Source organism: Streptosporangiales bacterium (assembly GCA_009379955.1).
In the GTDB taxonomy this organism is placed as follows: Bacteria; Actinomycetota; Actinomycetes; order Streptosporangiales; family WHST01; genus WHST01.
Window position 1 is genome coordinate 1 of the sequence record WHST01000179.1, and the last position, 9,543, is coordinate 9,543.

General features: G+C 69.2%; 9 protein-coding genes and 1 pseudogene. 7 read left to right on the top strand and 3 right to left on the bottom strand.

Going from position 1 to position 9,543, the window contains the following annotated elements:
- The 7 genes from GEV10_30645 to GEV10_30675 all read left to right on the top strand — a co-directional run.
- A partial coding sequence (locus GEV10_30645; GenBank protein ID MQA82765.1) for a UPF0261 family protein occupies positions 1–944 on the top strand: 944 nt, incomplete at its 5' end.
- Positions 944–1,771, top strand: a complete 828-nt coding sequence (locus tag GEV10_30650) for a phosphoenolpyruvate hydrolase family protein (protein ID MQA82766.1) — start codon at positions 944–946, stop codon at positions 1,769–1,771. The genes GEV10_30645 and GEV10_30650, both read left to right, overlap by 1 nt.
- A gap of 36 nt (positions 1,772–1,807) precedes the next feature.
- A complete protein-coding gene (locus GEV10_30655; GenBank protein ID MQA82767.1) occupies positions 1,808–3,202 on the top strand; it encodes an extracellular solute-binding protein in 1,395 nt (464 codons plus the stop codon).
- 78 nt (positions 3,203–3,280) lie between these two features.
- Positions 3,281–4,174, top strand: a complete 894-nt coding sequence (locus tag GEV10_30660; protein MQA82768.1) for an ABC transporter permease subunit — start codon at positions 3,281–3,283, stop codon at positions 4,172–4,174.
- Positions 4,171–5,058: an ABC transporter permease subunit gene (locus GEV10_30665; protein ID MQA82769.1), complete on the top strand. Its 888-nt coding sequence runs from the start codon at positions 4,171–4,173 to the stop codon at positions 5,056–5,058. The genes GEV10_30660 and GEV10_30665 overlap by 4 nt, the downstream gene beginning before the upstream one ends.
- Positions 5,059–5,067: 9 nt before the next feature.
- Positions 5,068–5,442, top strand: coding sequence for a cupin domain-containing protein (locus GEV10_30670; GenBank protein MQA82770.1), 375 nt, complete (start codon positions 5,068–5,070; stop codon positions 5,440–5,442).
- Entirely contained in the window at positions 5,439–6,500 is a 1,062-nt protein-coding gene (locus GEV10_30675; protein ID MQA82771.1) for a gfo/Idh/MocA family oxidoreductase, read from the top strand. Before GEV10_30670 ends, GEV10_30675 begins: the two co-directional genes overlap by 4 nt.
- Positions 6,501–6,505: 5 nt before the next feature.
- Here GEV10_30675 and GEV10_30680 read toward each other — a convergent pair.
- The 3 genes and pseudogenes from GEV10_30680 to GEV10_30690 all read right to left on the bottom strand — a co-directional run bounded on the left by GEV10_30680 (position 6,506) and on the right by GEV10_30690 (position 9,272).
- A pseudogene (locus tag GEV10_30680) lies at positions 6,506–6,819 on the bottom strand (antibiotic biosynthesis monooxygenase).
- Between the two features lie 39 nt (positions 6,820–6,858).
- Positions 6,859–7,716, bottom strand: a complete 858-nt coding sequence (locus GEV10_30685; protein MQA82772.1) for a ChbG/HpnK family deacetylase — start codon at positions 7,714–7,716, stop codon at positions 6,859–6,861.
- A 215-nt stretch (positions 7,717–7,931) separates the two neighbouring features.
- The gene (locus GEV10_30690) at positions 7,932–9,272 is read right to left on the bottom strand and encodes a DUF222 domain-containing protein (GenBank protein MQA82773.1); all 1,341 of its coding nucleotides are present in this window, start codon (positions 9,270–9,272) and stop codon (positions 7,932–7,934) included.
- Between the last annotated feature and the right edge of the window lie 271 nt (positions 9,273–9,543).

Below are 9,543 nucleotides of genomic sequence, written 5' to 3' on the forward strand. Positions count from 1 at the left end.
GTGCGCTCGCCCTGGGCGGCACCGGTGGTACGTCGGTGGCCGCGCAGGCGTTCCGCGTCCTCCCGCTCGGCGTCCCGAAGGTCATCGTGTCGACGGCGGCGTCCGGCGACACGCGTGCGTACATCGGCGAGAGCGACCTCGTCCTCGTGCCGAGCGTGACCGACGTCGCGGGCGTCAACCGGTTGTCGGGACGCATCATGGCCAACGCCGCCGCCGCGGTCGCCGGCATGGTCTCGGCACCCGAGCCGCCCGCCGACGATGGACGCCCACTGCTCGCCGCGAGCATGTTCGGCGTGACGACGAGGAGCGTCACCGCGGCGCGCGAGGCACTCGAGAACCGGGGCTACGAGGTCCTCGTCTTCCACATGACCGGCGTGGGCGGCAGGACGCTCGAAGGCCTCGCCGCCGACGGCTGGCTCGCCGGCGTCCTCGACATCACCACGACGGAGCTGGCCGACGAGCTGGTCGGCGGCGTGTTCTCGGCGGGAAGCGGCCGGCTCACCTCGGCTGCGACGGCGGGCGTCCCCCAGGTCGTCTCCGTCGGCGCACTCGACATGGTCAACTTCGGCCCGCGCGATACCGTGCCCGAGCGGTTCGCGGACCGCACGCTCCACGTGCACAACCCGTCGGTCACGCTGATGCGCACCACGCCGGAGGAGTGCGCGGAGCTCGGCAGGCGCCTCGCCACGAGACTGTCCGCCGCGACCGCGCCCGCCGCCCTGTTCCTGCCCTTACGAGGCGTCTCGGAGATCTCCGTCGAGGGTGAGCCGTTCCACGACGCGCAGGCGGACGCCGCACTCTTCGACGCGATCCGCTCGTCGCTGGATCGTTCGCGTGTGGAGCTCGTCGAGATCGACACCGACGTCAACGACCCGGAGTTCGCCACTGCCATGGCAGACCGGTTGGAAGCCTTCGTCACCGCAAGCGAGAGGACCACGTCCTGATGCGCATTCCACGACACGAGGTGCTGTCCCGACTGCATGTGAAGGTCGAGGCCGGCCGGCCGATCGTCGGCGGTGGCGCGGGCACCGGCCTCTCGGCGCGGTGTGAGGAGGCCGGCGGCATCGACCTCATCGTGATCTACAACTCGGGCCGCTACCGGATGGCCGGCCGTGGTTCGCTCGCCGGGCTGCTCGCGTACGGCAACGCCAACGAGATCGTCGTCGAGATGGCGCGCGAGATCCTGCCGGTCGTCGAGCACACACCCGTCCTCGCCGGGGTCAACGCCACGGACCCGTTCCTCGACCTGGAGCACTTCCTCGACCAGATCGCCGCGCTCGGCTTCTCCGGCGTGCAGAACTTCCCGACCGTCGGTCTCATCGACGGGACGTTCCGCGCGAACCTCGAGGAGACGGGGATGGGCTACGACCTCGAGGTCGAGCTCGTCCGGCGCGCCCGCGCGCACGAGCTCGTGACGACCCCGTACGTGTTCTCCGCCGACGACGCGTCCTCGATGGCGGCGGCCGGGGCGGACGTCATTGTCTGCCACTTCGGTCTGACGACGGGTGGCGCCGTCGGCGCGGAGTCCGCGCGGACGCTCGACGAGTGCGCGGAGCTGGCCGAGGTCTGGGCGAAGGCGGCGCTCGCCGCACGCGACGACGTGCTCGTCCTATGTCACGGCGGACCCGTCGCCGAGCCGGACGACGCGGCGTACGTTCTCTCGCGCGCTCCCAGCCTGCACGGCTTCTACGGCGCCTCCTCCATGGAGCGCCTTCCGGTCGAACGTGCCCTCACCGAACAGGTACGCCGGTTCGTCGAGATCCGCCGATGACTCAGTCACCCATCGCAGCACCGTGAAGGGCCCTCCATGAACACCCGATTCGCATCACCACCGGTGGACCGTCGCAGGTTCCTGCAGGTGGCCGGGCTCGGCACCCTCGTCGTCACGACGGCGGCGTGCGGCGGCTTCGCCGGACGCTCGGAGGGAGAAGCCGCCACCGACGGCATCCTGATGACCGGCTGGGGCTCCGACGTCGAGAAGGAGCACGTCCGCAGCGCCGTCGACGGTTTCGTCAAGGGCGGCAAGAACCGCAAGGTGACGTACCAGTTCATCCCCAACGACGGCTACGAGGCGAAGATGAACACCCTCGTGGCCGCGGGCGACCTGCCCGACCTCAGCTATCAGAGCGAGGGCCTGGCCATGCGCCTCGCGTCGCAGGGCAGGCTCGCGAACATCCTCGACTACGAGGACGAGTACCCACAGATCGGGGACATGCTGCCCACGGTCGTCCACCGGTGGGCGCCGGGCAAGGCGATCACGCAGCTCGCCGTCGAGATGATGATGATGTGGTACAACGCCGAAGCCATCAAGGAGGCGGGCGTACCGACACCTCCCGCGGTCGCGGGCAAGGCGTGGTCCTGGGACGCGTTCGTGGGGTACTGCGAGAAGCTCACCGTCGACCGCGAGGGACGGCATCCCACCGAGTCGGGCTTCGACCCGAAAGCGGTGAAGCAGTGGGGCACGCTCGCCCCGACCGGCTGGCCGCAGTTCTACCCGCTGCTCCGCTCGAACGGCGCCGACATTGTCGACGAGACGGGGAAGCGATGCGTGCTCGACAGCGCCGCTGCCGTCGACGTCGTCAGCGACATCCACGACCTCATCTACGAGCACCACGTCGCACCGACGCCCGCGCAGTTCAAGACGTTCGCCGCGACCTTCACCGCGGACCTGCTGGAGAACCGGCGCGTGGCCACGGTGCTCGACGGGCAGTGGAACCTTCTCGACCTCGGCCAGATGAAGCTCGACTACGGCGTCGGTGTGCTCCCGAGGTTCGAGGAGCCGAAGACGGTCAACCTGTGCAACGCCGTCGTGGTCTCGGCGAAGAGCAAGAAGGTCGACCTGGCGATCGAGCTGATGCTGCACCTCGCCGACCCGACCAAGAACGACCTCTACGCCAAGGGTCTGTGGATGCCGCTGGGGAAGAAGTACTACACCGACCCGAAGGCCGTCGCGTCGTGGACCGACAACCCGGTGCACCCGAAGGAGTTCAAGACGGCGGCGCTGGACTACCTCGTCGAGTGCGGCGAGGAGGAACCGGCCTACAAGATCAAGAACTGGGACCAGATCAACAACATCCTCACCGCCGAGATGGACGGGCTCTTCGCGTCCGCGAAGGGCGGGAAGGCCGTAGTGAGAGCGGCGATGCAGAAGGCGAAGAAGCGGATCGACCCGTTGCTGCGCGGCGTCTACCCGTCCGCCTGATCCACGATGTCGACGACGACCAGCGACACCAGGCCGGCGACGGCGCCGACCCCGCGACCGCCATGGCAGAGCGCGCCGATGAGCGGCCAGCTCCGGATGGAACGCCGCTGGGGCAGGGCGATGGCCGCACCCGCGGTCGCCGGCTTCGTCCTGTTCCTCGTCGGCCCGATGGTGGCGTCGCTGGTGATCGGGCTGACCGACTGGACGATCGGCTCTCCCCCGCGCTTCGTCGGCTTCGACAACTTCGCGACGATGCTCGGCAGCGACCCGTTGTTCTGGCAGTCCGCGGGTGCCACGCTCTACTACGCGATCCTCGCCGTGCCGCTCACCCTGCTCGTCGGCTTCTTCATCGCGCTGCTCCTCAACCAGACCTTCCGCGGGCGAGGCTTCTTCCGGACGATCTACTATCTGCCGGTTCTCGTGCCGAGCGTCGCGTCCGCCATCCTCTGGACCTGGATCTACAACCCGGACTTCGGCCTGCTCAACTCGGTGCTCCGCGAGGTCGGGCTCCCCACCTCGCAGTGGATCTACGGGGCTGCCACCGCCGTCCCCTCGCTCGCCGCGATGACCGCCTGGGGGTTCGGCAACGTCGCGATCATCTTCCTCGCCGGACTGCAGTCGGTCCCTCAGCACCTGTACGAAGCGATGGACGTCGACGGCGGGAACGCCTGGCACAAGCTGCGGTACGTCACACTGCCGATGATGACGCCCACCATCCTCTACAACCTCGTCATGGGACTCATCGCGGCGTTCCAGATCTTCAACGAGGCCTACCTGATGACCCAGGGAGGCCCCGGCAACGCGACGCTGTTCTGGGTCTACTACATCTACCGGACCGCGTTCGGCGAGAGCCGGCTCGGCTACGCGTGCGCGCTGTCGTGGGGGCTGTTCCTCGTCGTCGCGATCGCGACCGCACTCGTCTTCCGTACCGCGCGCCGCTGGGTCTTCTACCTGAGCGGAGACGAGGCATGACGCACCTCGAGACGGCACCGGAGACGATCGACCTCGACCGGCGGCGCGCACGCGGGCACGTCGGAGCGACACGGATCGTCGTCCTCGTCCTGCTCGTCGTCGGCGGGTTCCTCTGCCTCATGCCGTTCGTCTGGATGGTGCGCAGCGCCTTCATGTCGGAGTCGCAGATCTTCACCAGCCCACCGGAGTGGATACCCGACCCGTTCACCCCGGGGAACTTCAGCGGGGCGCTCACCAGCGAGCCGTTCGTCGGCTACTTCCTCAACACGATGGTGATCGAGCTGCTCGTCGTCCCCGGCACGCTCCTGTCGTGCTCGCTCGCCGCGTTCGCGTTCGGCCGGCTGCGCTGGCGTGGACGCACCGTCGTCTTCGGTGTGCTGATGGCCGGCCTGATGCTGCCGTACGCGGCGACGCTCGTGCCGACGTTCGTCGCGTGGCAGTGGCTCGGCCTCGTCGACACGTACGTTCCACTGACGCTGCCCGCGTGGTTCTGTGCGGGCGGCATGGCGAGTGTCTTCCTGCTACGCCAGTTCTTCCGCAGCATCCCCCGCGACCTCGACGAGGCAGCGTACATCGACGGCGCGAACCCGATCCGCGTATACCTGCAGATCATCCTGCCGCTCTCCAAGCCGGCGCTGCTCGTCGTCGGCGTGTTCACGTTCTTCGCCGTGTGGAACGACTTCCTCAACCCGTTGGTGTACCTGAGCGACAACGCGAAGTTCACCCTCGCGCTCGGTCTGGCGACATTCCGCGGGACGTTCAGCTCCGAGTGGGGCTACCTGATGGCGGCGTCGACACTGGTGACCCTGCCGGTACTCGTCATCTTCTTCTTCACCCAGCGCCAGCTGCTGACCGGGATCGCCCTGACCGGCCTGAAGGACTGAGAGGTCGCTATGCCCGTCGTTCGCACCGCGACGCACGTGATGGACGAGTCGACCCGCCCACCGTGGTGCGCCGTCACCGCGGCCGGCGTCTTCCGCGTCCCCCTGGTGGGCGGGCGCTTCGACCGTCACTACCACGACTGCGACGAGTACTGGCTGGTGTTCGCCGGACGTGCCAAAGTCTCGTCCGAGGGTGTCGAGTACGAGGTCGGGCCCGGTGACATCGTGTGCACGCGTGCCGGCGACGAGCACGACGTGCTGGAGGTCTACGAGGACCTCGAGGCGTTCTTTTTCGAGGACGCCCTGCCGCCCGGCGGACGCGCGGGTCATCTGCACCGCGACGACGAGGCCGCGGCAGGGCACGACGTCCCAGGCGTGCGCCGATGACCGCGCCGCTGCGCCTCGTCCACGTCGGTCTCGGCGGCTGGGGTACCTACTGGGCACGCGAGGTGCTGCCACACCTGACCGCTGCCGCGAACGTCACGGTCGCCGCCGCCGTCGACGTCGACGAGAGCCGTCACGCGATCGCCATCGAGCACCTCGGCCTGCCCGCCGATCGCTGCTACACCGACGTGCGCAAGGCGCTCGCGGAGCACGATGCCGACTTCGTCACCGTCGTGGTGCCACCCGCGTTCCACGAGGAGGTCATCGACGCGGCCGTCGCGACCGGCGCGCACATCCTCAGCGAGAAGCCGATGGCCGACACCATGGCCGGCTGCGTGCGTATCCACCGCAAGGTGAATGCGGCGGGGCTGAAGATGGCCGTGACGATGAGCCACCGCTTCGACCGCGACAAGCAGACGCTGCAGCAGGCGGTACGCGACGGGAGATACGGCCAGCTTGCGTACGTCGTCTACCGGTTCACGCACGCGGCCCGGCATTTCGGCGACTGGGGTGAGTTCCGGCACCGGATCCCCGACCCGCTGCTGGTCGAGGGCTCCGTCCACCACCTCGACATCCTTCGCGCGGTCACCGGCGCCGACGCGGCGCGCGTCTACGCCGTCACCTGGAACCCGCCGTGGGGCGAGTACGCGGGCGACTCGACGGCGCTGGTGACACTGGAGATGACCGACGGCACCCGGGCGATCTACGAGGGTGCCAAGGCGAACGCGTCGACCCTCAACGGCTGGACCGGCGACTACATCAGGGCCGAGTGCGAGAATGGCACGCTCGAGCTCGACCGCAGGGCCCTGCGGCTGCTGCGCTCGGACGGCGGGGCGCCGCCGTCCGCCACCGACCTGCCGCTCCTCGACGAGCCGCACGCATGGATGAATCCCTGGCTCGCCGAGCAGTTCTGCGACTGGCTCCGCGGCGGCCCCGCACCCGAGTGCACGGTCGACGACAACCTGCAGTGCTCCGCGCTGCTGTACGCGACCATCGAGTCGGCCCACACCGGAGCCCCGGTCGACGTCCAGGACTTCCTCGCCCGCCACCTCGACGGCTGAGCCGCTCAGCCTGACGCGAGCGCGCCCTTGGTCGCCTCGCCGGCGGGGATGGACTCCGAGATGACGATGTCGGCGGGCCTCGCCATCAGGCCGTCGAGCCGTGCGTCGAGGTCGGCGAGCGCCGCGCCGTCCTTGTGCGCCGCCAGCAGGTCTTCCGATGTCCACGACTCGACGACGACGAGTCGGTCGTCGGCCTCGTGCAGGGCGTAGAGCTCGCAGCCGTCTTCGCGTGCACCGAAGGGATGACCTCGCGCAGGATCGCGACGACCGCGTCGCGGTGCTCGTCCCTCGGCCACAGCGTGGCGATCACGACCGGCATGCGCGCTCCTCTGACGTCGTACCGATGCGAACGAGCGGCTCACGCATGTGCGGTCCACACCCGCTGCACTGTCCGATAGTCGACCACGTCGATCTCCTCCTGCCGCACGATCTCGCGGGCCTCCGGCGACGTCAGGAACTCGTAGTCGGTCCTGCGCACCCGCCAGCCACCGGGATCGACCGCCCGCGACTCCTCGTCGCCCAGCCCCGGATGCACCGCCCACTCGCTCAGACCGACCGGCAGCTCACGCAACAGCCTCGCGTACGTCGCCGCCTTGCCGTCGACATCGAGAGCGAAGCTGTCCACGAACTCGTTGTCGGTCACCGGCAACCCCTTCCCACGCATCGACGCACGCGCGGGCTCGAGCCAGATCCGCACCGCCAGGCCGTACTCCCCGGCCAGCGCCACCGTCAGCTCACGGATGTCGTCACGGCCGCCGTCGGCGAGACAGTGCCAGTCCAGGTGCATCGGCATCAGCCCGGCATCGATCACGGCGTCGACCTGCGCACGGAACTCCACCTCGACCTCATCGACCCGCGCCCGGTCGAGCAACGCGGATCGCTCGTCGGGCGTGAACATCTCACCGCGATCGTCGAGCAACGAAGGCACCCGCGCCGCCCCAGCCATCGGACCCCAGCGACGCGAGGGCAGGTCACAGACCAACGTGAGATGGACCCCGAACGGCATCTCCGGCCGCTGCCGCAGCAGCCGCATGGCGTGCGACGCCCCAGGACACGGCACCATGAGGCTGCACGAGCTCGCGATCCCGTCCTCGATCGACTCGACGACCGCAGCGTTGATCGCCTGGTACATCCCGAAGTCGTCGGCATTGACGATCAGCACCCGCGCGTCAGCGGGAAACCCCAGCAGCTCGCCCGACAGCACCGACCCGTCCATGACCGGCGAGCCTACTGTGCACAAGGCTCCGGCGGCAGCTGAGATGACCGCGACTCGTCTCAGCTGGCCGCGGTGATGCACCGGGCCCCGGAGTCCGCCGCGGACCACGAGTACCTCGACCCGTTCATCACCGTGGGCCGCTGGGCCGGGACAACGGCGATAGGCGAGCCCGACACGTGCAGCGAGCTCGTCTGGGCAGACAGCGACTTACCTGGTCAGGGTGGTCGAGCATGCGCGCGGTTCAGTCGTGGCTTCTGTGTCGGGTCGAGCCATCTGGGTGGCACGGTGTGGGGACGGCCGTTGCTCATGACCAGGTCGACGGTGCCGTCATGGATGGCGGTGTGATGGACGGTGCAGACCAGGGCCATGTTGTCGATGTCGGTGGTGCCGCCTCGGGACCACCAGGTGACGTGGTGGGCCTCGGTGTACCGCGGTGGCGCGTCACACCCGAACACCACACACCCGTGGTCGCGGGCGACCAGCGCCCTGCGTAGTGCGGGTGGTGCGAGCCGCTGGGACCGGCCGTAGTGCAGCACCTCCCCGTGGTGCCCGAACACGGCGAGTGCCGTGTCGGCCTGGCACGCGGTCTTCAGGAGTTCGTGCACGGAGACCGGTGCGCCGTTGTTCAGCCACGCCACGCCGGCGCGGGCTTCGAGTTCGGCGAGAGTCACGGTGGCGATGACCTGCGGGCGGTGCCCACCCGTGGTCGGCATCTGCGCGTGGTCCAACGCCATCGTCGCGAGCCGACCGAGCGCCTCGGCGCGGCGCCGGGTCGCGGTCCGCGGGTCCGGGGTCCCGTCCGCTGATGGTGTCGGCTTCGCCAGCGCCTCCACCGCCAGGTTCACCACGTTGGCGGTGGGCGCGTCGAGGCGGCCACGGACCCGGACCATGCCATGCAGGTCCGGGGTGAGGGTGAACTCCTGGCTCTCCCGCTGCTCCCGCTCCGAAGCGAGGACCCCGTCGGGGTCCAGCACCGCACCCAGGTGCTTGGCCGCGCACCGCAACCGCGCCGGATCCAACTCGCCCGCCGTGGCGACCAGCTGCTGCTCCGCCGCCACCCTGGTCGGCTGGTCGACCGCGGCCGGGAGCTTCTGCAACGCCTCGGCGATCACCGCCGCATGCCCAGAAGAGATCACCCCGGACGCCTGCGCGAACGCGACCCGCGGGAACAACGGCGGCAACACCTCCCCCGACACCGTCATACGGGGCTGGAACCGTTCCACCGCCCGCACCCGGGCGGCGGCGTCGGACTCGGTGATCCGCAGCAGGTCCCGCAGATACGGCACCGGGCTCTTGTACTGCCGGTCGGCGTGCATGCCGCGGTCGCGGACCTGCCGCACCAGACCCTGCTGCACACCCGGCAGCATCCGCACCGTCTCCTCCACCACGGCCAGCACCCCGCCGACGTCGTCGGGGCCGAGGACACCGAAGTCGGTGACAGCCAGAGACGCCACCATTTCCCGGGCGGCCAGGGCGCGTTCCCACACCGCGTCCGCGGTGGCTGCTGCCGTTTTGTCGCCGCCCATAAACCCCAGGCTAGACCCCGGCACTGACATGAGATCGGGTAATATCGGACACCCGAGAGCGGCTTAATGTCACGGGTGAATAACAGTTCCGCAGCCGCGCAAGCAGGCGCGCAAGCAGGCGCTCCGAGACCACGTACCACCAGGGAGCGCGGCGCCCAGAGAGCTGCCTCACCCCGTAGATGCGCGCTTTTCGGGGTCGGGTGCCGGGTGTCAAGAAACCGCCCGCGAACAAATCCCACAAAAGTCGTTGTGCGGTTTCTTGACACCCGGCACCCGACCCCCACAATCAAGAAAGGGGTGA